Annotated in this window: 24 protein-coding genes; 17 read left to right on the plus strand and 7 right to left on the minus strand. The window is 41.4% G+C overall.

The genetic code is table 11. The annotated features are described in order from the left end of the window. Together Q9Q35_RS03560 and Q9Q35_RS03565 are read left to right on the plus strand one after the other, a co-directional pair. A partial coding sequence (locus Q9Q35_RS03560) for a MucBP domain-containing protein (protein ID WP_370648881.1) occupies nt 1–2,060 on the plus strand: 2,060 nt, incomplete at its 5' end. Between the two features lie 157 nt (nt 2,061–2,217). Further along, complete coding sequence (locus Q9Q35_RS03565) at nt 2,218–3,105, plus strand: mucin-binding protein (protein ID WP_304652170.1); 888 nt, start codon at nt 2,218–2,220, stop codon at nt 3,103–3,105. Between the two features lie 85 nt (nt 3,106–3,190). Here Q9Q35_RS03565 and Q9Q35_RS03570 read toward each other — a convergent pair whose 3' ends face one another. The 3 genes from Q9Q35_RS03570 to Q9Q35_RS03580 all read right to left on the minus strand — a co-directional run bounded on the left by Q9Q35_RS03570 (nt 3,191) and on the right by Q9Q35_RS03580 (nt 4,710). Continuing rightward, nucleotides 3,191–3,541: a helix-turn-helix domain-containing protein gene (locus tag Q9Q35_RS03570; RefSeq protein WP_304652171.1), complete on the minus strand. Its 351-nt coding sequence runs from the start codon at nt 3,539–3,541 to the stop codon at nt 3,191–3,193. Between the two features lie 189 nt (nt 3,542–3,730). Continuing rightward, nucleotides 3,731–4,246 carry a GNAT family N-acetyltransferase gene (locus Q9Q35_RS03575; protein WP_304652172.1) on the minus strand — a complete coding sequence of 172 codons (516 nt, stop codon included), beginning with the start codon at nt 4,244–4,246 and terminating at the stop codon, nt 3,731–3,733. A gap of 11 nt (nt 4,247–4,257) precedes the next feature. Continuing rightward, nucleotides 4,258–4,710, minus strand: a complete 453-nt coding sequence (locus tag Q9Q35_RS03580) for a MarR family winged helix-turn-helix transcriptional regulator (protein WP_304652173.1) — start codon at nt 4,708–4,710, stop codon at nt 4,258–4,260. Nucleotides 4,711–4,867: 157 nt separating this feature from the next. On the opposite strand from Q9Q35_RS03580, the gene Q9Q35_RS03585 reads away from it, so the two are divergent. The 7 genes from Q9Q35_RS03585 (at nt 4,868) to Q9Q35_RS03615 (ending at nt 14,464) form a co-directional block, all read left to right on the plus strand. Continuing rightward, nucleotides 4,868–5,680, plus strand: coding sequence for a Cof-type HAD-IIB family hydrolase (locus tag Q9Q35_RS03585; protein WP_304652174.1), 813 nt, complete (start codon nt 4,868–4,870; stop codon nt 5,678–5,680). 22 nt (nt 5,681–5,702) lie between these two features. After that, nucleotides 5,703–6,125: a hypothetical protein gene (locus Q9Q35_RS03590; protein ID WP_304652175.1), complete on the plus strand. Its 423-nt coding sequence runs from the start codon at nt 5,703–5,705 to the stop codon at nt 6,123–6,125. 73 nt (nt 6,126–6,198) lie between these two features. Then, the gene (locus Q9Q35_RS03595) at nt 6,199–8,430 is read left to right on the plus strand and encodes a cation-translocating P-type ATPase (protein WP_304652176.1); all 2,232 of its coding nucleotides are present in this window, start codon (nt 6,199–6,201) and stop codon (nt 8,428–8,430) included. A gap of 15 nt (nt 8,431–8,445) precedes the next feature. Next, the gene (locus tag Q9Q35_RS03600; RefSeq protein ID WP_004050031.1) at nt 8,446–8,640 is read left to right on the plus strand and encodes a heavy-metal-associated domain-containing protein; all 195 of its coding nucleotides are present in this window, start codon (nt 8,446–8,448) and stop codon (nt 8,638–8,640) included. 127 nt (nt 8,641–8,767) lie between these two features. After that, nucleotides 8,768–10,051 carry a hypothetical protein gene (locus tag Q9Q35_RS03605; RefSeq protein ID WP_304652177.1) on the plus strand — a complete coding sequence of 428 codons (1,284 nt, stop codon included), beginning with the start codon at nt 8,768–8,770 and terminating at the stop codon, nt 10,049–10,051. Nucleotides 10,052–10,424: 373 nt separating this feature from the next. Continuing rightward, the gene (gene adhE, locus Q9Q35_RS03610; RefSeq protein ID WP_304652178.1) at nt 10,425–13,115 is read left to right on the plus strand and encodes a bifunctional acetaldehyde-CoA/alcohol dehydrogenase; all 2,691 of its coding nucleotides are present in this window, start codon (nt 10,425–10,427) and stop codon (nt 13,113–13,115) included. Nucleotides 13,116–13,300: 185 nt separating this feature from the next. Then, on the plus strand, nt 13,301–14,464 hold the full coding sequence (locus tag Q9Q35_RS03615) for an MFS transporter (protein WP_304652179.1): 1,164 nt from the start codon (nt 13,301–13,303) through the stop codon (nt 14,462–14,464). A gap of 75 nt (nt 14,465–14,539) precedes the next feature. On the opposite strand, the gene lacD is transcribed toward Q9Q35_RS03615, so the two are convergent. The 3 genes from lacD to Q9Q35_RS03630 all read right to left on the minus strand — a co-directional run bounded on the left by lacD (nt 14,540) and on the right by Q9Q35_RS03630 (nt 17,063). Further along, a complete protein-coding gene (gene lacD / locus Q9Q35_RS03620) occupies nt 14,540–15,523 on the minus strand; it encodes a tagatose-bisphosphate aldolase (protein WP_304652180.1) in 984 nt (327 codons plus the stop codon). Nucleotides 15,524–15,630: 107 nt separating this feature from the next. After that, a complete protein-coding gene (locus Q9Q35_RS03625; protein WP_304652181.1) occupies nt 15,631–16,338 on the minus strand; it encodes a GntR family transcriptional regulator in 708 nt (235 codons plus the stop codon). Nucleotides 16,339–16,343: 5 nt separating this feature from the next. Then, a complete protein-coding gene (locus Q9Q35_RS03630; protein ID WP_304652182.1) occupies nt 16,344–17,063 on the minus strand; it encodes a GntR family transcriptional regulator in 720 nt (239 codons plus the stop codon). A 302-nt stretch (nt 17,064–17,365) separates the two neighbouring features. Between Q9Q35_RS03630 and Q9Q35_RS03635 the strand changes: the two genes are divergently transcribed. The 7 genes from Q9Q35_RS03635 to nagA all read left to right on the plus strand — a co-directional run bounded on the left by Q9Q35_RS03635 (nt 17,366) and on the right by nagA (nt 24,165). Beyond that, nucleotides 17,366–19,162, plus strand: coding sequence for a beta-galactosidase family protein (locus Q9Q35_RS03635; protein WP_304652183.1), 1,797 nt, complete (start codon nt 17,366–17,368; stop codon nt 19,160–19,162). Next, nucleotides 19,159–19,641, plus strand: a complete 483-nt coding sequence (locus tag Q9Q35_RS03640; protein ID WP_304652184.1) for a PTS sugar transporter subunit IIB — start codon at nt 19,159–19,161, stop codon at nt 19,639–19,641. The genes Q9Q35_RS03635 and Q9Q35_RS03640 overlap by 4 nt, the downstream gene beginning before the upstream one ends. 6 nt (nt 19,642–19,647) lie before the next feature. Beyond that, on the plus strand, nt 19,648–20,541 hold the full coding sequence (locus tag Q9Q35_RS03645) for a PTS sugar transporter subunit IIC (protein WP_304652185.1): 894 nt from the start codon (nt 19,648–19,650) through the stop codon (nt 20,539–20,541). Then, nucleotides 20,528–21,355 carry a PTS system mannose/fructose/sorbose family transporter subunit IID gene (locus Q9Q35_RS03650; RefSeq protein WP_304652186.1) on the plus strand — a complete coding sequence of 276 codons (828 nt, stop codon included), beginning with the start codon at nt 20,528–20,530 and terminating at the stop codon, nt 21,353–21,355. The genes Q9Q35_RS03645 and Q9Q35_RS03650 overlap by 14 nt, the downstream gene beginning before the upstream one ends. A gap of 68 nt (nt 21,356–21,423) precedes the next feature. After that, nucleotides 21,424–21,822, plus strand: coding sequence for a PTS sugar transporter subunit IIA (locus tag Q9Q35_RS03655; protein ID WP_304652187.1), 399 nt, complete (start codon nt 21,424–21,426; stop codon nt 21,820–21,822). 12 nt (nt 21,823–21,834) lie between these two features. Beyond that, nucleotides 21,835–23,001, plus strand: coding sequence for an SIS domain-containing protein (locus Q9Q35_RS03660; protein WP_304652188.1), 1,167 nt, complete (start codon nt 21,835–21,837; stop codon nt 22,999–23,001). A 15-nt stretch (nt 23,002–23,016) separates the two neighbouring features. Then, a complete protein-coding gene (nagA, locus tag Q9Q35_RS03665) occupies nt 23,017–24,165 on the plus strand; it encodes an N-acetylglucosamine-6-phosphate deacetylase (protein WP_304652189.1) in 1,149 nt (382 codons plus the stop codon). A gap of 87 nt (nt 24,166–24,252) precedes the next feature. Here the strand turns inward: nagA and Q9Q35_RS03670 are convergent, their stop codons facing one another. Then, nucleotides 24,253–25,356, minus strand: a complete 1,104-nt coding sequence (locus Q9Q35_RS03670; protein ID WP_304652190.1) for a vitamin B12 independent methionine synthase — start codon at nt 25,354–25,356, stop codon at nt 24,253–24,255. Nucleotides 25,357–25,565: 209 nt separating this feature from the next. Between Q9Q35_RS03670 and Q9Q35_RS03675 the strand changes: the two genes are divergently transcribed. Then, nucleotides 25,566–26,828: a serine hydrolase gene (locus tag Q9Q35_RS03675; protein ID WP_304652191.1), complete on the plus strand. Its 1,263-nt coding sequence runs from the start codon at nt 25,566–25,568 to the stop codon at nt 26,826–26,828. Nucleotides 26,829–26,841: the final 13 nt, after the last annotated feature.

Genomic DNA, 26,841 nt, shown 5'->3' on the forward strand with positions numbered 1-26,841 from the left:
AAGAAGTGAAGAGTCAGCTTTTAGATGGTGTGACCGATCAAACGCTCCCTACAAAATATGAAGCCCCAGCTAACTATGAATTAGTAGCGAACCAAGATCTACCAGAAAAAGTTACCTTAAAGGCAAGCGACAACAACCCGATCATTGTGAAGGTACAACATAAGCATCAAGATGTGACAGATGAATATAGAAATGATGTACACAAGCAAGATAAAGTTGATCATGCAGTCACAAGAACCATCACGATCAAGCATCCACATGCTTCAGATAAGACGAATACCCAATCACTTCACTTCACGCGTAAGGTAACACGTGATATGGCAACAGGACAAGATACATTTGGTGAATGGATCCCAGAAAATGCTGACTTCTTTGAAGAGTTTGCAGTACCAACATTAGCGTCAGATAAGGGTTATACACCAGATAAAACAAAGGTCGAGCGTCTAGAACATATCACTGGTGATACAGCCGATAAAAATGATGTCGTTAAATTTACAGCCAATAGCCAAAAAGCACATGTGCACTACATTGACGATACGACAGGCAAGAAGTTAGAAGATGTTCATGTCACCGGTAAGACAGATGAACCGATCGACCATGATAGCAGATCTAAGGTACAAGATTACTTGGATAAAGGCTATAAATTAGTCTCAGATGACTTTGCGACAGCAGGTAAACCAAGTTACAATGCTGAAGATGAAGATCAACATTTCGAAGTTCATTTGCAACATGGTCAAAAAGATGTGACCGATGAATATAAGCAAGATGATAAACGTAAAGATAAAGTTGATCATACAGTTAAGCGTGAAGTTATTATCAACCATCCAAAAGAAGAGCCTGAATCACATGTTCAAACCGTACACTTCACGCGCAATGTAATGCGGGATATGGTGACAGGTGAAGAGAAGCCAGGTGAATGGATCCCAGAAAATGCTGACTTCTTTGAAGAAGTACCAGTTTCACTTAAAGATTCAGATAAGGGCTATACACCAGCAAAAACGAAAGTCGATCGTTTGGAAAATATTAGCGCCGATACACCAGATAAAAAAGAAGTTGTTGAATTTACACCAAATGAACAACATGCTTTAGTCAAATATGTAGATGACAACAACGGGACGCTTTTGGATGAAGAAGACATCCAAGGTGTGACGGATGCAGCGATCGAACATACAAATGATGAAAAGATCGCTGCATATCAGGCCCAAGGCTATGAACTAGTCTCAGATGAGTTGGCAGACGAAAGTGATCCTCATTTCAATGCGGAAGATGAAGCGCAAGTCTACACGGTTCATTTGAAACACGGTTCTAAAGTGGTCAAAGCCGATCCAAGTAATGCGGATAGCCAAAAAGAAGTAAAACGGACGATCATTGTGAATGCACCAGATGGAACTAAGACAACTAAGGTCCAAACGGTCGTCTTTACTCGTGATGGGTCAAAAGATCTTGTAACTGGTAAAATTTCTTACCCAGATTGGGATGAAATTGCAACAAAAGCCTTTTCAAAAGATGACGTGCCACAATATTTAGGTTATACTTCAATGGTAGCTGGAAGAAAACAAACGACAATTGCTGCCAGAGATGTTCATCCAACTGATGCCGACCAAGTGATCGAAGTCAGCTATGTTGCACGACCAAGTAAGCAAGTTATTACCTATCAAGACGAAAATGGTAACCAGATCAAGACACAAGTGATCACTGGTCAGACGGGTGAGACGGTAAAATTAGTACCACTTCTCCCTGATGGTTGGGAATTGCTCGATCCTGATAGCTTACCTGAAAATGTGACATTTGCACCAGAAGAAAACCCAGTATTAGTCATCACAGTTAAGCAGACTGTCACAAACGACAGTGCTAAAACTGAAAAGACCAGTGAAAATACTGAGCTAGCTAAGCAAGAAGTTGTAAATGACACAACTAATGAAAAGAATGAAGCAACACTTCCACAAATGGGTGAAAGTGATAGTGATAGTGAAGCCTTAGCTTTTAGTTTATTAGGTTTAGTAACAGCAGCCTTTTCCTTGTTTTATTTTGGCAAAGAGAGAAGAAAGACTGATAACTAAAAAGAAATGATCGATGGATAGAAGTATTTTTAGTTAGCCATCGGAGGGACCACCTTAGATGATCTAGTCATTTGTGGTGGTCTCTTTTAGTTTTAGGGGTTGAATTAGAATTTTTAGAAATTTTTCTGACGGTATTGCCGTCAAATACCAAAAAGTAGTGGCCACAGCGCAAACAACATTTGAATTCGTTGATCCACGTGATCTGGAAACACCAGTTGCAATGTATTCGTACAAGACAAAAAAATTGGTAACAAGTGGGGTATTGGTTGCTGACGAAGTTCAAGAATTTGAACAGGTCAAGATGTTAGTTGGGCATATGTATCATCGAACAAAGCGCCAATTTAAGGTGATCGATCCATATCGTAATGGGCCTTTAGAAAAAGAAAGTCTTGAATTGCGTGATGATCGGGGCAATATGTTGGGAGAAATGCCTTGTCAAAGGATCCCACACGGTCATGTGATCGTGATCCCAACGATCTTTTCCAAAAATGATGAGTATTATACTTTAAAAGAGATCACGACTTTATTAAGAGATGATCAAAAAGCAACGATCGCCAAATATGAACTAGCTAAAGTTACCGAATCGTTGGATAAGACAACCTTGACGACACGCTTTGTGACTAAAGCCGGCCAGCCACTTTGCCGAGCAGCTAAACAGACGATCACCTGGAAGACGCTTAAGTACCGAGATGCTAAAACCGGTCGTTGTTGGAGCGGTTCAAGTATTCCAGAAGAATCAAACTACGTAGCGGTCAAAAGTCCCTTGATCATGGGCTATGTGGCGCAAACAGCGGGCTTAGGACCAGCTAGCTTGAAAGCTAAAGAACAACAGATCATCTATCAAAAATTAGGTAAGATCATTGCGATCGATAATGGTGGCAATATTTTAGGTACGAAAAAATATTGCAATGATCGAACAGATCCTACGCGAGCAGCTGAGACCTTTTTACCATACATCAAGGGTTATCGTCGTGCGATCAAAGCTGAAACGATCTTACCTAGTGATCCAAGTTGTGATATTTTTATTAAATATCTAGCCAATTGATAAAGTAAACAAGCGTGTTTGTCAATGCGATCGGCACTGTATGAATAAAAGAACCTTGCCATGATTTTATCGTGGCAAGGTTCTTTTATCTGTAGATCATTTTGAAATCATCGAGCAATAGCAAAATATGTTGACTGATGCGTTCGCAAGCAGGGCGATCCATCGTCTTTAACTCATGAACGAGCTGCAATGAGCTAGGTGTTAAATGCGCCAATGAGATGTTGTTTTCTTCTTGGAGCAATTCTGAGATCGAGATCTCAAGTGCCTGACAGATCGCATTGAGTTTTAAAATGCTGATATTTTTCTTTTGACCACGTTCTAATTTAGAGATGAAATTGATCGAAAGGTCGCTATATTCGGCTAATTTTTCCTGTGTTAACTTAGCCTTGATTCGTTGTTTTCTGATTTTTTCACCAATCTGTAAGTCATTATCCATGAAATATTACCCCTTTACTGCAAGGAAATCATCTACATGGATAATAAAGATAGTATTAATATATTAACACGATTTATAGTAACTGAATTTCTGTATTTTAAATCAAATAATTGTACTATAATCTTATAAATTTATTTTTTGATATTAAAAAAAGCTGATATGTTCACTAAATACCAACTTTTTGTTATATTAAATATTTTTGACCATGATCAGGTCGGTCTGTTCGTCAGCTCCCATGAAAAATGAGTGTGAGCCGTGTTGAGTAAAGCCCATCTTTTCATAGAAAGCAAGGGCGGGATAATTTTTCTCCCACACACCAAGCCAGATCGTGCTGCAATTTTTTTCTTGAGCGAGCTTGAGCGCTTCTTGGAATAAAAAGCGTCCCAACCCATGGCGCTTGAAGGCTGATCTGATGTAGATGCGTTCGATCTCAAGGGCGTTAGGGGCAATATGTTCACTTTGGGCCTCGTTTAAGTTGATCTTTAAATAGCCAGCAAGTTGTTCATCCAAGTAAACAAAGTAAAATTGTGAGTTAGGCTCATTTAGCTCGGCAGTCAATTTATTGAGGTCATAGGCTGTCTTTAAGTAATCTGCGAGGTCTTTTGAGCTATTTTGGTCTTTAAAAGTATCGCTAAAAGTCTCAATGCTTATTTTTTGTAGTATTTCAACTTCAGCTGCAGTGATGCGTTTTAATGTTTTTGTCATGATCTTTACTCCTAATAATTTCGTTTTTGGCCTTTTTTGACGATCTCCCAATCTTTTTCGATGTTACTGCGCACTTGTTGCAATAGTTGTTGCAATTGTACTTGTTGTTTTGCAGTCAAATGTTTTAGCGCCGTTTGTTCTGAGTAGTTATGCTCAGAACGAAGCGTAGGATAGATCTGAGCTCCTTTTTTAGTTACAAAAAGGGGCTTATTTTTTTTGTTGTCAGGTTGAGTACGACGTTCGATCAAACCGTTGGCTACTAGTTTTTTGATCGCTCGTGAAGCCGTGGTCTTATCGACTTTAAGGCAATTAGCCAACTCTTCTAAGATGATCCCGGGCTGTTCGTAGATCCTGACCAAGTAGAGATATTGTCCCTTGGAGAGTCTTAGATCTTTGAATTCGACATTGCTGATCGAATCTAAAGCTCGGGCGATCGTGCCGATCTCACGTAAGATCTCTGTCATTTTGAACACTTCCTTTTGTTTTAGTATATTTGATTTTAGTTGTAAATGCAACTATTGTTGAGAACGGAAATGAAACCGTTAAAATGGTATAATAGCTCTTGAACAATTAGAAATGAAGGGCATGTGACGCACTAATGTCGCATGGTAGGTGAGCATTTTGGATATAAAGATGGTAGCGATCGATATCGACGGTACGTTGGTCAATGATCACAAGCAGATCGGTGAAAAAACTAAAGTAGCGATCAAACAAGCGCGCAAACAAGGTGTTTATGTGGTCTTATGTACTGGCCGACCATTGTCTGGAGTCAAGGATTATTTAGAAGAATTAGACTTGGCAGGAGAAGACGACTATGCGATCACCTTTAATGGGGCTAAAGCACAGGTCACAGGGACAGGGAAAGCGATCTTTGAAAATCTCTTATCTACTGAACAAGTAGCTCGCTTGGATCAAGTAAGTCATGAACTCCAGATCAGAGGTCAGATCGTCATGCCAAATTCTGAAGTTATTACGACCTTTAAAAATATCAGTCCATACACCGTACTTGATGCATTTTATACAAAAATGCCACTTTATTATTGTGAGCCAGAAAAAATAACCACACATCCGGCAGCTGCTAAATATATGTGGGTCGATGAACCAGAAGTGATCGCAGCTAAGATCAAGGACTTAGATCCAGAAGTGATCGCGGATAATTATACGGTTCGTAGTGCGCCGTGGTTCTTTGAGATCATGCATCCTAAAGCTCATAAAGGGGCGGCCGTGCTCGAATTAGGCAAGTATTTAGGCCTAACTAAAGAGCAGATCATGGTTTTAGGAGATGAAAACAATGATCTGACAATGTTTGAAATGGCTGGATTTGGAGTCGCGATGGGCAATGCTAATGACCAGATCAAAGACCTTGCTAGTGCAGTCACAGCTGATAATGATCATGATGGTGTCGGTGTGGCACTTGAAAAATATGTACTTTAAGAGCTAGAAAGGAAGTAGTGAGATGGGAATTGTTGGTGAATTTTTGATCCATAGATGGTATGTTTTTGTGATCGCCATCTTATATTGGATCGTGATGAAATATCTAGGAAAAGGGACACGCTTTGCCCGCGAAACAAGCCAAGTGTCGGCCACTTTGCAGATCTTGTTCTTACTTGTTTATACAGGGTCAGCATTATGGTTGTTAGCTTCAAAAACGGCTGCTAGTCAAGCCTTTACTTTATTTACGCTGGTGGTCAACATTGGCGGAGTCGTGTTAGTCTTACCGCTGTTTTTGTTGATCTTGTATCGTTTATGTACTGCTAAATTTTTAGCTGGATTTCCTGAATGGGGCAAGAATTTATTTCGCTTAGTTTGTTTTGCCTTATTAGGCTTTTTCTCTTACCCTATTTTGGCGATAGTCGTGACTTTATATTACGGCTGGTAAAATGAGCTTTTTAGTATCACCTTAGGCTTGTTTTGTGATAAACTACAACTGTAAACGATTAGAGGTGAGGTAGATGGGAAAAGATAATTTTGCGATCGAAGGGATGGTCTGTGCTAGTTGTGCGCAAACGGTCGAAAAAGCAGTAGCACAACTGCCGGATGTCACTGATGTTTTCGTCAATTTGGCAACGGAGAGCATGCAAGTTGAACATGGATCCCAGATCAGTGTGCAAAAGATCATGCAGGCGGTCAAAAATGCAGGTTATGTAGCGACCCTGTCCAATACTCTTGATCAAGCTGAATTTGAAGCAAAGCAAGCCCAGACTAAAGCTCGTTTAGTGCATAAAAAGCGACAAATGATCGGAGCTTTGATCTTTGCGAGCGTTTTGCTCTTAGTTGCGATGGGACCAATGATGGGACTAGGATTTCCGAAATTTTTAGATGTGATGCATAGTCCTAAAAGTGCTAGTTTGATCCAGCTTGCGTTAGTTTCACCAGTATTGTGGTTTGGCAAAGACTACTTGATCACAGGCGCTAAAGCATTATTTGCCTGGCATCCTAACATGGATTCGTTAGTCCTAGTTGGAAGTGGTGCGGCGCTTTTGTACAGTTTGGTAAATACTTATCTAGCTGTAGTAACAGGGCAACACTATGATCTCTACTACGAGGCAGCTGGAATGATCGTTGCTCTTGTCATGTTAGGCAAGTACTTTGAAGATCTCTCAAAGCAAAAGACTAATTTTGCTTTGACCTCGCTTTTGACATTGGTACCTAAAAAAGCCTTGCTAGTCGTAGCCAAGGGGCAGACCAAAGAAGTGCCTGTTTCAGAGCTTAAAGTCGGGGATACCTTTTTGGTTCAAGCAGGACAGAGCATTCCTGTCGATGGTATCGTCTTGGCAGGTGAGACGACTGTCGATGAATCGATGTTGACTGGTGAGAGCTTGCCGGTAGCCAAAAGCACTGGGGACCTCGTGAGTGCTGGGACGGTCAGCCAAGTTGGTCAATTGACCTGTCGTGCAACGCGGATCGGAAGTCAAACGGCACTTTCACAGATCGTAGCCTTGGTCGCTAAAGCACAGGGTTCAAAGGCTCCGATCGCACGGCTAGCCGATCAGATAGCTGGATATTTTGTGCCAGTGATCATGGTGATCGCAACTCTAGGCGCACTGGCGTGGCTTTTGACGGGGCATTCGTTAGGCTTTAGTTTAACGATCTTTGTTTCGGTTTTAGTGATCGCTTGTCCATGTGCTCTAGGGCTAGCGACCCCGACTGCGATCATGGTCGGGACTGGTAAAGCCGCCAAAGCGGGGATCTTGTTCAAAAATGGAACAGCTTTAGAACAGCTATCTCAAGTGACAACGGTAGTCTTGGATAAGACGGGAACGATCACTCAAGGAAAACCAGTGGTGACCGATATTTTGGCTAGACCAGGGATAGATCCAACCACGATCTTACAGTTAGCAGCTAGCCTAGAATTTTATACTAAGCATCCGTTAGCCCATGCGATCTTACAGGCGTCAACGGCTGAAACGCTACCTGTCAGTGACTTTGAGACCTTGCCTGGGCAGGGATTGACGGCTAAGATCGATGGAGTGATGTATTTTTTGGGCAACTATAAACTTTTAGTCAAACAAAAGCTCCCAACTGAAACACCACTATTAAAACAGGCCCAGGCTTTGACGCAAGCTGGTAAAACGGTGATGTTTTTGAGCACTGAAAAAGACTTATTAGGTGTGATCGCTGTCCAAGATCCACTAAAAAAAGATAGTCACCGTGCGATAGCACAACTGCATAAGTTAGGAGCAAGGATCGTGATGTTGACGGGCGATAATGAAAAGACTGCTAAAGCGATCGCCAAACAAGTTCAGATCAGTGAAGTTATCAGTGATGTCTTGCCGGCTGATAAAGCAGAGGTCGTCTTAGAATTACAAGCTAAGGGACAAAAGGTCGCGATGGTCGGAGATGGTATCAATGATGCGCCGGCTTTAGCTAATGCAGATGTCGGAGTTGCGATCGGCAATGGGACTGATGTGGCGATCGATTCTGCTGATGTCGTTTTGATGAATTCAGATCTCAGTTCACTAGCCCAAGCACTATTGTTGAGTCACAAGACTTTGGTCAACATCAAAGAAAATCTCTTCTGGGCCTTTTTCTACAACTGTCTCGGTATTCCAATCGCTTTAGGCGTATTGACGTTTTTTGGTGGACCGTTGCTTGACCCAATGATCGCTGCTTTGTGCATGAGTTTTAGTTCGGTATCAGTTGTTTTGAATGCTTTGCGGTTGAACCGCGTAAAATTAAACTAAGTGAGGATGACAGTAATGGAAAAACATACAGTAAAAGTTGAAGGTATGAAATGTGAAGGTTGCGCTAAGAAAGTGCGTGAAAGTTTAAGTCGCGTCGTGAAAAATGTTAAGGTCGATTTGGAAAAGAAAACCGCTGAATATATCGGCGATGAAACGATCGATGGCTTGAACCAAACCTTGGATGGAACGCCATATTCAGTCAGCAAATAGTTACTTGATAAGATGTTGGTATTTTTGCCAACGTCTTATTTTTTTTCTTGTATATCTTTTACGAGTAGTGGTTTAGAATAGAAGTGTGGGCGAAAATTTTAGTAAATTAAGAAAGGGGAATCTGCAGATGCATGATTATCGCAAAGAAGTACAACAATTGCTCGATGTGATGGGGAATAGTGAGCAGGAACTAACTCTTGGTGCTAAAGCGATCCAGTTGATCTTACAAATGGCAGCTAAGGGAAGTTCAGCTAAAGTGATCGAAGAAAAGCAAACATCAGTAACACCTGAAGTAAAAGAAGATGAAGAGGAAGGTCCGCAGGCTCAGCCTGAAGGAGAAATTGGATCAAGATCAAAACTAGTAGAAAAAGTTGAAAAGGAGTCTAAACCAGCGGCAAAAAAAGTTGAACCGCTGGTGGATGAACCTACCGAAGAGAGCAAAGAAAAGGCTAAAATAGATCGAACTTCGCAAACTTTGCAAACTTTGTTGAGTGAAAAAGGTGATAGTCAAGCGTTGGACAATTGGGTGCAAAAAGACCCAAAGATCTTTGAGCGACTATTTGATATGGTAATGGTCTATAAAGTCTCAACGCGTCGGATCGGTTTTAAAGCCTATAATAAAAACAATAAAGAATTGAGATTTAGAGAAACGATCCGGAATCAATTCAATCCTAAAAATGGCGATGCGATCTTAGTCAGCAACGCCCATACGGATTCACCTCGGATCACAAAATTGATCAGACGACCAGCTGAGTCGTATTATCCTAATACGGTGACCTTTGATCGTGGGGTAGTTGAGGTCAACACCGATAATGAACTGATCGTTAAACGCAATGTAAGTGGGAAAAAGCTTCGAGTCGATGGCGAATTATTTGAGTATAAGATCCCAGCTCAAGCATATAATATCCATGAAGGCAGTATCGTGCGGTTGCGTTGGTATGCCCAATTGCGTGGTGAACGTCAAAATGAAGATATCTCGCTAGCTTGGGTCTATCCTGAACGCCAAGAAAAAGTCGCCACGCCAGCTCCAAAAAAAGAGAAGGGTCCTAAACCACAATATCAACCGACGATCGAATTTGATCTAGAAGGTAAGACAGTCGGGATCGTTGTCGGGCGCGAATTATATCGTGATAAATACGAAGCGATCATTGAGGCGCACAATGGTAAGATGCTGATGGTCGATGCATTCTATCATCGCCGTGATCCAGAAAATTATTTCTCACGGCGCTTGAATGAAGCGGATTATGTGATCATGGTCCAAAACCAAAATAAACACAACACGAGTTATGCTTTAGCCAAGATCAAGGATCAATTCCAAGGTTTTGCGGTGGCTAAGAATTTGACGGGGATCCAAGTAGAACAAGCTATCTATCGGGCGGTCAAGGGTCTACCGGCATTTGTAGCTGGTTAAACGTCGTATAATAACACGGGACTTATCAAGATGTGTCTTTGCATCGTGGTGAGTCCCGTGTTTGCATTGTCGAACACGGTTGCTGTAAATAAGATAAAAAATGCACAAAGTATTAGGTGTTAGCTAAAAAAATTATGGTTTTTTGATGGAGTTGCCTAAAAAAATGTTTTTTGGAGTATATGAACAAAAAGTTAATTTTTACATAAAGTAAGCGCTGTTTCGGCTGGGCGTATTTCTTGTTTAAGAAAGAGTAAAATAAATTGAAATCGGTATCAATAAGGGTTAATATAGTTAGTGAAAGTATTCACGAAAAAGTTTATCGAGTGAATTACTAGTCACTTTTAGTTTAATTATTTTGGGAGGTTCCAGATAGATGAGCAAAGAAAAGCCAAAGAAAAAAGTATTAACTCCAGAAGAAAAGGAAGCAAAGATGCAAGCAGCTCGCGTTTATACCGATGGCTTGGTCGAAAAAGCGTTAAAGGCAGAACAAGAATATGCGACCTTTACGCAAGAACAAGTTGATAAGATCGTAGCTGCCGCAGCTTTAGCTGGCTCTGAAGCAGCTTTGACTTTAGCTCACGAAGCAGTCGATGAAACTGGACGTGGGGTAGTTGAAGATAAGGATACTAAGAACCGGTTTGCGACAGAAAATATTTATAATTTGATCAAAAATGAAAAGACAGTCGGTGTCATTTCGGAAGATAAGATCAAAGGCCAAGTTAAGATCGCAGCTCCATTAGGTGTCTTAGCAGGGATCGTACCAACGACCAATCCAACTTCGACCACAATGTTCAAGGCTTTAATGGCTTTAAAGACTCGCAATGCGATCGTCTTTGCTTTCCACCCACAAGCACAAAACTGTTCAGTACACGCAGCTAAGATCATCTATGAGGCAGCACTAGCAGCTGGAGCACCAAAAAATATCATTCAATGGGTCGAAAAACCATCGCTTGAAAACACAACTGGTTTGATCCAAAATCCAAAGATCGCATCTATCTTGGCAACTGGTGGTCCAGGAATGGTCAATGCAGCGTTACGCTCAGGTAACCCGTCAATGGGTGTCGGTGCAGGTAACGGGGCGGTTTTTGTTGATCACACAGCCAACTTAGACCGTGCTGTCGAAGATCTTTTGATGTCTAAGCGTTTTGATAATGGGATGATCTGTGCGACAGAAAACTCAGCTGTTGTTGAAGCTCCAGTCTATGACGCTTGGTTACAAAAGATGCAAGAAAAAGGTGCATATTTAGTACCAAAAGAAGACTATGCTAAGATCGAAGATTTTGTCTTTAATGATAATCACGGGGTAAATGGTCCAGTCGCAGGTAAGAGTGCACGTTGGATCGCAGAACAAGCTGGTGTCTTTTTACCAGAAGATAAAGACGTGATGTTATTTGAATTAGATGCTAAAAACATCGGTGAAAAGTTATCCTCTGAAAAATTATCACCACTCTTGTCTATTTATAAAGCTAAAGACCGCAATGACGGTGTTAAGATCGTTGGTGCTTTGCTAGATTACCAAGGTGCAGGTCACAATGCTGCGATCCAGATCGGTTCTCAAACAGATCCATTTATCAATGAATTTAGTGACAAGATCAAGTCAGCTCGCATCTTAGTCAACCAACCAGATTCGATCGGTGGGATCGGTGATATTTATACGGATGCATTGCGTCCAAGTTTGACACTCGGAACAGGATCATGGGGGAAAAATTCATTGTCACATAACTTATCAACAGGTGATCTTTTGAACATTAAGACAGTTGCTAAACGTCGTAACCGTCCACAATGGGTACGCTTGCCAGAAAAGATCTACTATGAAAACAATGCGATCTCATATTTACAAGATGAGACAGAAGATATCAAGCGTGCCTTTATCGTAGCCGATCCAGGAATGGTCCAATTTGGCTTCGTTGATAAAGTTTACGATCAATTAGCAGTGCGTGATACACCAGTGAAAACGGCGCTTTACGGAACAGTAAAACCAGATCCAACATTAGGTCAAACGATCGAGATCGCCCGTCAAATGGCGGAATTTAAGCCAGATACAGTGATCGCTCTTGGTGGTGGTTCATCCTTGGATGCAGCTAAGATCGCACGTTATATCTATGAATACTCCTTAGATCAACCAGCTGGTTTCATGGATGACTACGATAAAGTCAGCGAATTGTTCTTATTGTTGCAACAAAAATTCGTTGATATTCGTAAACGGATCGTTAAATTCCACCATGCAACAGCAACTAAATTATTTGCGATCCCAACGACATCAGGTACTGGCTCAGAAGTGACACCATTTGCGGTCATCACTGATGATAAGACACACGTGAAGTATCCTTTGGCTGATTACGAATTGACACCACAAGTGGCGATCGTGGATCCAGAATTTGTTATGACTGTGCCAAAACGCACTGTTGCTCTTTCTGGGATAGATACTTTATCACATGCGTTAGAAGCATATGTTTCAGTGATGTCATCTGAATTTACCCGTCCATGGGCGCTTGAAGCGATCAAGTTAGTCTTTGAAAACTTAGTTGATTCATACAACTTTGATCCAAAGAACCCAACGGCTGCTGGTGAACAAGCACGTGAAAACATGCATTACGCTGCTACATTAGGTGGGATGGCATTTGCTAATGCCTTCTTGGGTATCAACCACTCGATCGCCCATAAAACAGGTGGGGAATTTGGGTTGCCACACGGTTTATGTATCTCGATCGCTATGCAACCAGTTATTCGCTTTAACGGTGCGTCCGGTAAGGTAAAACGTTCACCATATCCACGCTATGAAGTGTATCGTGCCCAAAAAGACTACGCTGACATTGCCCGTGCTTTAGGGCTCAAGGGCAACAGTGATGCTGAATTAGTTGAAGCATTATGTGCTCGGATCGCACAGTTGTTCAAAGATCTCGATGTTGAACCTAAGTTATCCGCTAATGGAGTTACAAAGGAACAATTTGAAGGGGCCTTGGATGAGATGGTCGATTTGATCTACAATGATCAATGTACACCAGCTAACCCACGCCAACCATTCTTAGAAGAGATCCGTGAGTTATTGTGGGAACAATTTTAATTAAATAACGTCCAAGGGCGAGTTTCAGGCGACTGAAACTCGCTCTTTTTGTTGTAAATAAAAGCTTACCAATTTTTATATAAAATTATATAACGATTAATTTGCTTTGTTTTTAATTAAAAAAAGGTTTGAAAAATAAAATGTGGCGGTGTATAATTTGAAAAAACAAGAGGAGGGGCCGATGCATGAAAAAGAATGTTACTCTTTTTATTACTAGTGACTTTATTTCCCAATTCAGTGCAGGGATCGTTTTAGCCGCTTTGAATTGGTATATGATCGATGTGTATCAGTCTAACAGTTTAGTAGCAACGATCGCTAACATTAATGTTATTGCTGGGTTGATAATTTCTCTAGTAGCAGTTGGATTACTAAAAAGGATGAATTCAAAGCGTATTGCATTGATGTCATACTTCTTTAGAGTTATTTTCGTAGCACTACCGTTGATATTACTAAAGCTAGGTATCGATGATCGTCTAGCGATCTACCTGTTAGCTTTGAGTAATGGTATTGGCTGGAATCTATATTTTCCAGCATCCAAAGATATCTTGAATAGTTTTACCGCCGAAGAAAATACACTACAGATCAATTCTTTTGCTGAAATTTCGATGCAAGTGGGGCTATTTTCTGCAGCACTAGTTTCGGGGATCTTGTATCGATATATCGGTTTTGAAAATATTTTGCTTTTAGGGACGTCTCTCTTTTTTGTAGCACTTGTTATTTTTGCTTTGGTGAAATATCAAGAATCAGATAAGGTAGAAGCGATAGAACAGCAAGGTGTTTTTGCTTATCTGATCGGACACAAGTGGTTATTGATACTAGGGTTAGTTTTATACATACCATTTATTGGTGCTAACGTTATTAACACAACGCTTCCTGGCTATATTCAAGCGCATTTATCCGGGAATTCGATCAGTTATGGTTTTACAGATACGATGTATGGCGTAGGTGCTTGTTTAGCAGGGGTTTTACTCCCAGTCATTGCTAAATTTATCAATAAAGAACACCTTATTTTTCCGTTATTTTCAATTGCTGTGTTACTAGGTATCGTTCTCGTGTTAAATCATAGTTTAGCTTTAACTGCCGGATATATTTTTTTATTGGGATCAGTCGGTCCAGCGATCCGAACGATCATCTATACTAGAACGATGGAGATAGTTCCTAGCAAGCTATTGGGTTCACTTGTATCTGTTTGGAATTTTATCAATCTGATTTTTCAATTTGGCGCTAACTATAGCGTAGGTAGGGTGATGGATATAGTTGGTCCTCAATGGGGATTTATGATCTATGCTGGTACAATGCTTTTAGGGATATTATTGTTTATTGGGATCCAAAACAGATATAGGGCATAAAAAAGCTCTAAGGGCAAAATACACGGGTGTGCATTTTCTGGTATGGAATTATACCAGAAAGTGCACACCCGTTTTTTAGATCAAGTTTTTACTTGCAAGTGGGGTCGCAGTTTCTTTTAAGACTGTATTTAAAGCTTCGATATTTTCTTTTCCTTTTGTCTCACACCAAAGACTCGCTGCGCCAGCACCATCTTGAGCAAATGGAACGACGCTATCTTTCCAGGTCGCACGCCCACACAAGACACCGTTGAATTTTGAGCCAGCTTCATGGGCAAAATAAAGTGTATTTTGGAACATCTGCGCCGACACGCCAGCACTTAAGAAGATAAATGGAACGCCAGCTGCAGCTTTGGTCTGTTCAGCAAAGTAAGCTGCTGCTTGTTCTTTGGTGTAGACTGCTTCATTGTCTTTGGTAAACCCAGCAACATAAGCCATATTAACTGGAACTTCTACTTTCAAGACATCAACGTTATAACGCGGTTTAGCAAATTCACGCATCATTTCGATGACTTTATGCGGTTTGACGGCTGCGTATTCTTTGCTCTTGATGTCTTCGATATTAGCATCATAGGACATCAATTCGAGGAAAAACGGAATATCTTCAGCTACACACTCACTGCCGATCCGTTCGATGAAGGCTTGTTTTTTTTCGTTGATCGCCACTGGTTCATCGACATCATAATAGACCATGAACTTAACGGCATCAGCGCCAGCTTCTTTTAGGCGTTTAGCCGACCAATCGGATAAAAGATCTGGCATGCGCCCTGGTTCGCTGACATCATAGCCTGTTTTTTCATAAGCTAGCAAAAGCCCACAGTTGCTGTCACGGGCCAAAGCAGCAGGTAAACCATATTCTGGATCGAGTAAGATCGCTGATGAATGCGCTGTCATTTTTTGAGAGATAACTTTTTTGAACTCACTTAGATCAGAACTAGTCACGGGATGGTCAGCATTTTTAGCCAACATCTTTTTTAATGAACCGCGTTGATCGATCGCAAGTGCTGCAATAATACCATCAGAGTTAGAGAGGCGCTGTAAAGCTGTTGTTTTTCCTGTCATGATCTCGCATCCTTTGTTTTAAAATGTTTGTTTGTGTTTTTATAAGTTTAAATTACCACGAAAAAAATTATCAGTCAAATGATATTGTTTATAAATGTTTGGAAATGTCATTGAGTTGGGCTTTCAAGTTTGATCTTGTAATACTCCCAACGTTTGTACGAGCAGATGTATTCAATTATCTGTCCGCTGAGTGATAAAGTTGTTGTGCGTTCTTGTTTGACGGTCGGGGTCTCTTCACTGATCTCTAAAAGAGCAGCGATTTTTTTGGGAGTAGGTAAGATGATCTGATTGTATTCAACGAAAGGTTCGGTACTTAGATGGATCTTAAATTCATTTTTCATTTGGGTATAGATCGAATCGTAATAAGAAAGCTCTTGGGGATGGGTCACAAAGCGTTCGGGTAAATAAGTACACTGATAGATATATGGGATCTGTTTAGCCCAGCGCACACGTTCGATCGCATAATAAAAGTCAGTTGAGCTAAGGTCTAGATGTGTCAAGATCGTGGGATCATTATCTCGAGTGATGCTGATGACTTCAACGCGATCATCGGGGGGTGTAAAGATCTCTAGATCGCTGAATTTAACGGTCTTTGACTTGCGCGAGCGTGAGATAAAGGTTCCTCTACCTTGGTAACGCACTAAAAAGCCTTCAGCGACGAGCTCTTTTAAGGCGCGGATCACGGTGATCGAACTGACGTGAAAACGTTTGGTGAGTTCAGCTTCACTATAGAATTTGTCACCGTTTTCAAATTTACCGGATAAAATTTCATTTTTGAGATTATTTTTGACGAGTTGATGCTTGGGGATCTTCATGATAATTACACATCCTTTGTGAGGGGCACTTTGTAAGCAAAATAGCGTGAAGGAGCGGTCGTGATCGTAAATTCAAAGGGACGCTCGAAGATATCATAGGCGAGCCGTTGGATCTTAAGGCAGGGTGAACCCACGCGTAGATCTAGTAAGTCAGCTTCGCGTTCGTTGATGAGACTAGCAAAAAATTCCTCAGCACCATCTTTGATCTTCAGCTGGTATTTAGTGGAAAGTAGGTCATAGAGCGAGTTTTTGACCAGTTCATTACGTTTTAAAGCAGGAAAACGTTCAGCTGGTAAAAAAGTTTTTTCAAACAGAACTGGTCGATGTCCCAATAAGCGCAGGCGCTCAACACGATAGACTGGTTCATCTTGAGCTAAGTGGAGCATTTGGGCCACATAGTAGTTAGGGATCGTCTGGGTGAAAAGTAAGATCTCGGTCGTGGGTGCTTGCTCAGCGGGCATATCCAATTTGCTAAAACTGTAAAAATGTGCGTAATCATATTGAACCGGTTCATAGGTCACATAATAGCCGATGTTTTTAGCTTTGGCGATCAATTTTAGGTCTTCTAATTCACTTAGAGCAGCGCGGACGGTGGAGCGACTAACTGAATATTTGTGCGCTAATTCTTTTTCTGTGAAAAAGCGGGTATTCGTTGGCTGCTGGTTTTCTAAGATGTTTTTGATCAATTTGTCTGCTAAAACAGCATATTTAGGGCGTTTTGTCATCGCTTAACTCACCTACTTTGAAAAAATTGTACGTTGAAAAAAACGCAAGCTGATAACGTTTCATCCCAATTATACACTAAATGGTATGTAAATTAATACTGAAAAAGTATAGCAAAAAAGTTTAATTAATTGTGTAAATAAGCTAGAATTAAAGTGTAAATGATAGCGCATACAAGAGGTGTGCGACTAACTATTACAGGTATATACCATTTTCAGCTGAACCATTTTTTTGTAGCATTTATTTATTATTACCGTAACTTAGTATATTAATATAATGATTTTATTCAAGAGGACAGACGGATATGGATAATTTTATCGTACGAGAAGATGGACTTTATCTAAACGATGAACCGTTCAAGCTTCTCTCGGGGGCGATCCATTATTTTCGGATCCCACGTGAACAATGGTATCGGTCCTTATATAACTTAAAAGCATTAGGTTTCAATACGGTCGAGACATATACGGCCTGGAATCTCCATGAACCAAAAGAAGGTGTATTTGATTTCAGTGATCGCCTTGATCTCAAGGCATTCATTGAATTAGCACAGAGTCTAGGTTTGTATGTGATCGTGCGCCCGTCACCATACATCTGTGCGGAATGGGAATTTGGCGGTCTACCAGCTTGGCTCTTGACTAAAAAAAATGTCAGGTTACGCGCTAATGATCCTGTTTTCTTACAGGCTGTCGAGCGTTATTACCAAGAACTTTTTCAGATCTTGACGCCATTGCAGATCACACATGGTGGTCCGATCATCATGATGCAGATCGAAAATGAATACGGCTCATACAGTGAAGATAAGGATTATTTACGCCAGATCAAAGCTTTGATGGAAAAATACGGGGCTGATGTGACATTGTTTACCGCCGATGGTGCTTGGCAAGCAACATTACGTGCAGGGAGTTTGTTAGAAGACAAGATCTTAGCGACAGGTAATTTTGGTTCACATGCCAAAGAAAATTTCACAGCATTAAAAGAGTACCAAGAAAAGCTGGGAGTCAAGCAACCCTTGATCTGCATGGAATTTTGGGATGGCTGGTTCAATCGTTGGGGGGAACCCGTAGTCAAACGTGATCAAGCTGAACTTTTAGAAGCATTGCGTGAAGTTTTAATGCTAGGCGCAGGTGTCAATCTTTACATGTTCCACGGTGGCACTAACTTTGGTTTTATGAATGGCTGTTCAGCGCGAAGAGAACACGATTTACCGCAGATCACGTCATATGACTACGGTGCACCGTTAAATGAAGCTGGTGAACCGACTCCCACTTACTATGCGATCAAAGAGCTGATCGGCGAAATGTATCCTGAGCTTGAACAAAAAGAGCCAATAGTCGAAAAGACGATCAAAGTTTCAGATATCAAATTGACGGGGCAAATCGATCTATTCACCTGTTTAGACCAAGTCAGTGAAAAGTATGACAGTCAATATCCTCAGTCGATGGAAGAGTTGGGAAGTGGCTATGGCTATGTGTTGTATCGCACGCAGATCTTACGCGATAAGCTAGACAAAGAGCGTTTTCGCGTGATCGATGCTAGAGACCGTCTAAACTTTTATCTAGATGGCAAATATGTAGCGACCCAATACCAAGAAGAGATCGGAGAAGACATTGAGGTCAAGTTACCTAATGAAACTGGTCGACTCGATATCTTAGTCGAAAATATGGGGCGGGTCAATTACGGAAGCAAGCTATTGGCAAATACGCAACGCAAAGGACTCGGACGTGGTGTTATGGCTGATCTACACTTTATCTTAGGTTGGCAACAGTATGTTTTGAACTTTGATAAGCTCTCGGAAATTGATTTTACAGGTGAATGTGTCAAAGGGCGACCGAGTTTTTACCGCTATGAATTCGAGTTAGCAAAGACCGGTAACTGTTATCTAGATCTAAGTGGCTTTGGTAAAGGGATCGCGCTGGTAAACGGACATAATTTAGGCCGCTTTTGGCAAAGAGGACCGCAGTTAGCGCTCTTTATTCCCGCTGAATTTTTAAATCAAGGCCAAAATGAAATCGTTATCTTTGAAACAGAAGGCATTTATCAAACTAAGCTGAATTTGGTAGAAAGACCGATCTATAAACATATTGAGGAGGATGCGCAATGATTATTGCAGTACGGATCGATGGACGTTTGATCCATGGACAGGTAGCTAATTTATGGACGACTAAGTTAAATATCACACGGATCATGGTCGTAGATGATGAAGTTTCACAAAGTGCGATCGAAAAAAGTGGACTTAAACTTGCAACGCCAGCAGGAGTTAAGCTAAGTGTTCTCCCGTACGCGCGGGCAGCCGAAAATATCTTAGCAGGTCGTTATGACTCACAACGCTTGTTGATCGTGGCTAAAAAACCGCATTATTTATTGAAATTAGTTGAAGCCGGAGTCCCACTTGAAGAGATCAATGTGGGTAACATGTCACAGTCGGATACGACGATCTCGATCACACGCTCAGTGAATGTTGATGAGCAAGATGTTGCCGAATTCAAAGAATTGAACAAACATGGGGTCCATTTGATCCATCAAATGGTACCCGCTGATTCGGCGGAAGATTTTATGGAGCTATTAAATAAGAAAGGGTGAGCCTAAATGACAATTGCATGGTGGCAGATTTTACTACTTACGTTGTATGCCGGATACCAGATCTTAGATGAATTGCAGATCAATTCCTCGGCTGGTTCAGCTGTTTTTGCAGGCTTGATCTCTGGTCTTGTAATGGGAGATCTAAAGACTGGTTTGTATATTGGTGGGATGATGCAGCTGACGATCCTAGGGGTCGGAACTTTTGGCGGCGCTTCCAGAATTGATGCTAACTCGGGTACGATCTTGGCGACCGCATTTGCTGTCTCGGTCGGGATGGATCCTAAACAAGCGATGGCAGCGATCGCAGTGCCGGTGGCAGCTTTGATGATCCAAACTGATATCTTGGGGCGCTTTGCCAATACGTATTTTGCACACAAGATCGATAAAGATGTAGAAAACTTCGAATATAAGAAGATCGAACGTCACTTCTTGATGGGTGCGCTCTCATGGTCACTTTCACGGATGTTACCAGTGTTCTTAGCTTTAGCTTTTGGTGGTGGCTTAGTTTCCAAAGTTGTTGGCTACTTGAATGGCGATCTCAAATGGTTAGGTGACGGACTCTCAGTTGCTGGGGCAGTCTTACCGGCTGTCGGTTTTGCGATCTTACTTCGCTACTTACCAGTTAAGAAACACTTTGCTTATTTGATCTTGGGCTTTGTGATCACCGCACTTATGACAACGCTTTTTGGCAATATCCAATTGCTCGGAACAAGTGTTGCTGGTTTAGATAAGACTCTAGTAGCTAACTTCAACAGTATGCCAATGTTAGCGATCGCTTTGATCGGTCTAGCTTTAGCCTATATCTCTTACAAACACAGTAATGCGGATGCACCAAAAACACCGCAACAACCACAGGTAAATAATAACAGTGAGGGGGAAATTGAAGATGACGAACTCTAATAAACCAAAAACAACAGGTTACAAATTGACCGATGCCGACTTCAAGCAGATCAACAGGCGCAGTCTCTTTGGTTTCCAGTTAGGCTGGAATTACGAACGAATGCAAGCGTCTGGTTATCTGTATACGATCTTGCCACAATTGCGCAAGATGTATGGTGACGGGACACCTGAGTTAAAGAAGATGATGAAATTACACACCCAATTCTTCAACACATCAAACTTTTTCAATACGATCGTTACAGGGATCGACTTAGCGTTGGAAGAAGAAGAAGGGGCAAAATCAGCTGAAACAGTCAACGGTTTGAAAGCTGGTCTGATGGGACCGTTTGCTGCGATCGGGGATGCGATCTTTGGCGCTTTGATCCCTGCGATCTTTGGTGCGATCGCCGCTGATATGGCGGTCAAAGGCAATCCGCTTGGGGTTTTGATCTGGGTCTTGGCCTGCGTAGCGATCATGATCTTTCGTTGGAGCCAATTGAAATTTGCCTACAAAGAAGGAACCACTTTGGTAACAACGATGCAACACCGTTTGACCGCTTTGACCGATGCTGCGACCCAGCTCGGGGTCTTCATGGTCGGAGCGTTGGTAGCTACAATGATCAACGTTAAACTTGCTTGGACACCGATGATCGGGGATGTTAAGATCGATTTCCAAAATAACTTGGATATGTTATTACCTAGATTATTACCAGCAGTTATCGTTTTAGCTGTTTACTGGTTACTTGGTAAGAAAAATATGACTTCGACCAAAGCGATCTTCATCGTACTCTTTGTTTCGATCGCATTATCAGCTTTAGGTGTTATTTCAAAATAGACTCTTAACGGACCATGGTGAAATAGCTTCATTGTGGTTCGTTTACCATAGGAAAGGAAATGAAACTCATGAAATCATTAGTATTGATCAGTCACGGAGATATGTGTGTTGAATTGAAGAAAAGTGTTGAAATGATCATGGGACCACAAGATGATATTTACACAGTATCGCTATTGCCTAATGAAGGCCAATCAGAATTTTTAGCCAAATTTGAAAAAGTTGTTGCTAAGCTAGATGATTTTGTCGTGTTAGCCGATCTATATGGCGGAACGCCGTGCAATGTGATCGCCAAACAGATCATGGCTGGAGCTAATTATCGTCTTTATGCTGGGATGAACATGGCGATGGTGATCGGGTATTTGAACGCGGAAATGTTAGGTTCAAAGGCTGATCTTGTTGCTGAAGCGCGCAATGGTGTAACTGATGTCAATGAAGCGCTCCACGGCTTGATCGATGCAAATAGTTAAGAGGTGATCAGATTGTTTGAACAAAGTAACGCGAACTTGGAAAAATTAGGAGCCGTTATTACGACCCGTGAGATCCAGCAAGAACCAAAACTTTGGTTAGAGACACTAGCGATCTGTCAACAACATCAAGCTAAATTAGCTGACTTGTTAGCTAGCTTTGAGCTAAAAGAAAACCAAAAGATCCGCGTGATCTTTACTGGAGCTGGGACTTCACAATATGTGGGAGACACCTTAGTTCCTTACCTACGCCGAACAGGTGACACGAAACGCTTTGAGTTTGTGAGTTTGGGGACGACAGATATCGTGGCAGCACCAAAAGATTATCTTTTAGCTGATGAACCGACCTTGCTCGTTTCCTTTGCTCGTAGTGGTAATAGCCCTGAAAGTAAGGCAACTGTGAAACTGGCAAATAAAGTTGTCAAACAGGGCAAGCACTTGGTGATCACCTGTGCCGTTGAAGGAGCTTTGGCAGTTACAGGAAAGGCTGATGCTAACAGTTTAGTTGTTTTGATGCCAAAGCTTTCTAACGATAAAGGTTTTGCGATGACTGGCTCATTTACGTGTATGCTATTAGCAGGGCTCTTGTTCTTTGATCAGACTGACCAAGCTAAAAAGATCGATTATGTTAAAACTGCGACTAAATTAGGCGAGTATGTGATCCAACAAGAAGACCGGTTAGCTGCTTTAGTTGAACTTGATTTTGATCGGATCGTTTATCTGGGATCAGGCTCGTTGAGTGGACTAGCTCGTGAAGCTCAATTAAAGATCTTGGAATTGACTCATGGCCAGATCGCAACAGTCTTTGATTCTTCGATGGGCTTTAGACATGGGCCAAAATCCTTTATCAATGCGAATACTTTAGTGTTGGATTTTGTAGCTAATGATCCGTATACCCGCAAATATGATCTTGATGTATTAGAAGAAGTTTACGCAGATCAGATCGCTTTGCAGACGGTAAGTATCGGACAAGTGAGTGGCCATGAATTTACTGGTCAACGTTTCGATTATCCACCAAGTGAGATCTTACCAGAAGGCTATTTAGCCTTGCCCGATATTATGGTGGCTCAAGTGATCGCTTTATTGACTTCGCTTAAGATCGGTAACACACCTGATACTCCATCACCAAGCGGGACCGTTAATCGTGTCGTTAAAGGTGTTTTGATCCACGAATTTGAATAAAGAAGGCGAAATGACATGCATTATTATGTGAAAGCACAGACATTTTTAACTAAAAGTGGGGTAAAAACCGGGGGCTACCTAGAGATCAAGGATGGTAAATTTGGACGCTATATACCGTCAGAGACTGATCTTTCTTTTGCAACGATCATCGATAAAAAAGATGCGATCATTGCCCCTGGTTTAGTTGATACGCACATTCACGGTTATGCTGGACATGATGTGATGGATGCTGAGCTTGCTGGCTTAGCTGAGATCTCACAGGGATTGCTTTCGTGTGGGGTAACTTCCTATCTACCGACGACTTTGACCGCCCCACCGCAAAAGTTAGCCCAGGTTTGTCAGTTGTTAGGTGAAAAAGCCCATGAAATAGCAGGGGCTAAGATCCAAGGGATATATCTTGAGGGGCCTTATTTTACTCCAGAGCATAAAGGAGCACAAAATCCAGCTTATATGCGTGATGCAGATCTTGCTGAACTCAAACACCTGCAAGCTTACGCAAAAGGGATGATCAAAAAGATCGCCCTTGCCCCCGAACGTCCTGGTGCGATCGAATTTACCAAACAAGCTGTTAAAAGTGGTGTCAAGGTTTGTCTAGGCCATAGTAACGCTACCTATAAAGAAGCGATGGCAGCTGTTGATGCTGGTGCTGACATCTTTGTTCACACATATAATGGGATGAGTGGTCTAAATCATCGGGCACCTGGAATGGTCGGAGCTGCTTTTGCTAGCGATGCTTACACCGAGTTGATCTGTGATGGGCATCATGTTCATCTAGGGGCGATCTCAGCGTTGCTCAAGGCTAAACAAGAAAAGACCGTTTTGGTGACTGATTGTATGCAAGCTGGCGGGATGCCTGAAAATGAGTATACGTTAGGTGAATTTTTGGTCGAGGTCAAAGATGGGGCCGTACGTCTAAAAGATGGTGGCAGTTTAGCTGGCAGTATCTTAGAACTGTTTACTGCGGTCAAAAACCTTGTCGATTGGGGCTTATGTAGTATTTCAGAAGCATTTGAAATGGCAAGTGAGATCCCAGCTAAGAGTGCCGGGATCGCTGATGTCTGTGGTAGTATTCAAAACGGACGTGATGCTGATTTCTTGGTAGTCAGTCCAACTTTAGAACTCAAAGAAACTTATGTTGATGGTCAAAGTGTTTATCAAAAATAATGCTCTTTTTGATAAGAAAACAAGAACCCGCTCATGATGCAAGAACGCATCTTGAGCGGGTTCTTTTAATAGTAGCTGTTTTATACTCTACCAGATCTCTTTACCTGTTTCGACTACTAATTTGACCTTGGCCCATTGTTCATCTTCGGTCAATTCATTACCCTCTTCTGTTGAGGCAAAACCACATTGAGTTGAGATCCCAAGATTTTCTAAGGGTACTAGCTTGGCTGCTTGGGCTACTCTAGCCTTTAATTTAGCTGGATCTTCTAAGTCTGGGAATTTTGATGTCACTAAGCCTAAAATGATCTTGACGTCTTTTCGATCGTTCCAGATCCGCTTTAAGGCATCAAAATTGCCAGAACGTTCATTATCGTACTCTAAGAACAATTCATCATAGTTCAAAAGACTTAAGTATGGTGCGATCACGTCATAGCTGCCACTGAATAGGTAAGTCGATTTGAAATTGCCACGACAAATATGGGACGCGATCGTCATATCGGCTGGGACTTTTTCGAGCATCTTATTGATGACAAAGACACTATCTTTGGCTAAAGCTAAATATTTGTTGCGTTCTTCCCCCGTTGTTTCATTTAATTTGCTGATCAAAAAGGCCCAAGTCGTATCATCTAATTGTAGGTAACGACAACCTAGGTCATAGAAATGCTTGATCGTTTCACTATAAGCGCAAGCTAAGCCCTTGAGAAATTCTTCCCAATTAGCATAGAAGAGTTTGTAATTTTTACTGCGATCATCTCTAAAGAAAAGTGTCGGTGAAGGGATCGTTTGTTTAGCAACAACACCTTCAGGAACGATGCTTTTTAGATACTTGAATTGCTCAAAGAAGGGATGGTCGGGATCATATTCGATACGGCCCTCTAATTCAACATTGTCAGTTCGGGTCTTTTCACCGTGGAACTTATAACTTTGGCGATAATCATAGCGTTTGACACCCTTGAAACCCCAAAGAAAATCTAAATGCCACCAACTACGACCAAATTCACCATCGGTTGCATCCTTTAAGCCAAGTTTAGCTTGTTTTTCAACAACACGTTTGATCTCTTTTTTCAAGATCTCATCGTAATTGGCTTGATCGATCTTACCGTTTGCTAAATCTTCTTTAGCATGTTTTAATTTACTTGGTCGTAAAAAACTACCAACAATATCATAATGTGAACTAAATTTTTCACTCATAATTAATGCCCCCTTGGAATCGTGAAGTCAGCAACCTCACGTTACTTCAAGGATAACGCTAATTTTCCACTTATACAAAGAAAAGCAATTTTGTAGCTAAAATAAGTGAAAAAACTAAGGAAAATTTCAAGGATAAGATACCTATTAAAAATAACCAATTTTAGTTAGAATATTACCAAGAACTAGAGATAATGAAGGGATGTTAAGACGTGAAGTGTCCAAAATGTAATTCGACTAATCCAGCTGGCTCAAAATTTTGCCAAAGTTGTGGTGAAACTTTGCCAGATCCAACTGCTCAAGTACCAGGTCCTAAGCCAGAAAAGCTCTGTCAAACTTGTGGGACTCCAAATGATATCAAAAATGATTTTTGTGATCAATGTGGTGCTCCATTTGCGGGCACTGCCTCAAAACAACCAGTGCCAGAACCGACTTATTCGCGGACTCAAGGGCCATATGCGGGTGTTCCCCAACGCAAAAGTAATCTAGCCGGGATCATCATTGGTGTAGTCGCAGGGCTACTTGTTTTAGGTGTTGGCGGATATTTTGCTTATAATACACTCAATAAACCAGCTAATGAACCGACTTCTGTAGCTAAAAGTAGTAGTAAGGCTAAAAGTTCGCCTGTAAAAGAGAGCAGTAGTGTGGCTTCTAGCAGTAGTGAAACTCAAAGTTCAAAGTCCAACTTTGATGAAGCTAAAGTCAAAGAACTTGTAGCTAGTGATATCGGCGGGATCGCTGGTGATAAAACAGTATATGTGGCACCGATGAACGAAGATACGAGTTATTTATTGAACAATCAGACCCAAAGTGCAGCTTCGGTGATCAAGCTCTTTATTTTAGCAGCTGCCTATGCTCAACAAAAGATCGGTACGATCAATTTAGATGATACGTATACACTTTCTAATGCTGATAAAGTTGGTGGGACTGGTGTGATCCAAAACATGCCGGCGGGTAAGACCTTTACTTACCGTGAATTATTAGCTTATATGATCGATGAAAGTGACAATACAGCGGCTAATATCATGATCGATGCGTTAGGTGGGATCGATAAAGTCAATGCACAGATCGAAAAGATGGGTGCACAAGATACTAAGCTGCAACGTAAGATGATGGATACTAAGTCACTTGAAGCAGGCCGAGACAATATCACATCAGCTGCCGATGTGGGTGAATTGTTGAAGAAAGTTTATAACCACAAATTGATCAGTAAGAGTGACAGTGCTGAATTCTTGGATATTTTAAATAAGAATCGCGATCATGATAAATTAGTTCGGGACCTACCAACTGGTGCTAAAGTCTACAACAAGACCGGGATCATGCAAAATTACGGGATCTTAAATGATGCAGCGATCATTGAAAATGAAAAAGGTGCCTTTGTTGTCGTTGTCTTGACCCAAAATGGCGATAACAATGAAGAACAATCTGCTATGAATAAGTTAGGTCTGGATCTATACAATACCCTGTTACAATAATTTTGGAGAGCCA

Origin of the sequence: uncultured Ligilactobacillus sp., from assembly GCF_948826705.1 — a bacterium.
Taxonomy (GTDB): domain Bacteria; phylum Bacillota; class Bacilli; order Lactobacillales; family Lactobacillaceae; genus Ligilactobacillus.